Below are 435 nucleotides of genomic sequence, written 5' to 3' on the forward strand. Positions count from 1 at the left end.
CTGACCTTGAAGAGGCGGCTACCTACTCTCCCACGGGAAAACCGCAGTACCATCGGCGTAAGTGAGCTTAACTTCTCTGTTCGGAATGGGAAGAGGTGGAACCTCACTGCTATAACCACCTAAAAGAACCTATGCTTCAATATATCGAAGCCGTGCGAGCAGCCTTTTAGTCGCTGCAACCCGTCGCACTCGGTAAGAGTTGACATATTCGGGAAATGAGATAAAGAATTGCTGCAAAAAAGTCGTTCGGGTAATTAGTACTGCTCGGCTTTGACATTACTGTCTTTACACCTGCAGCCTATCAACGTAGTAGTCTCCTACGCCCCTCAAGGGAAAACTTATCTTGGGGATGGCTTCGCGCTTAGATGCTTTCAGCGCTTATCCAGACCGAACGCGGCTACTCGGCAGTACACTTGGCAGCATAACCGATACACC

At 49.4% G+C, this 435-nt stretch carries 2 rRNA genes; both read right to left on the reverse strand.

Going from position 1 to position 435, the window contains the following annotated elements:
* Positions 1 to 9: 9 nt before the first annotated feature.
* Positions 10 to 123: ribosomal RNA gene (gene rrf / locus BHV64_RS05745) — 5S ribosomal RNA — on the reverse strand.
* A 110-nt stretch (positions 124 to 233) separates the two neighbouring features.
* Positions 234 to 435, reverse strand: a 23S ribosomal RNA gene (locus tag BHV64_RS05750); the annotation flags it as partial.

This window comes from Alistipes sp. 56_sp_Nov_56_25 (assembly GCF_001915285.1).
GTDB classification, from domain to species: Bacteria; Bacteroidota; Bacteroidia; order Bacteroidales; family Rikenellaceae; genus Alistipes; species Alistipes shahii.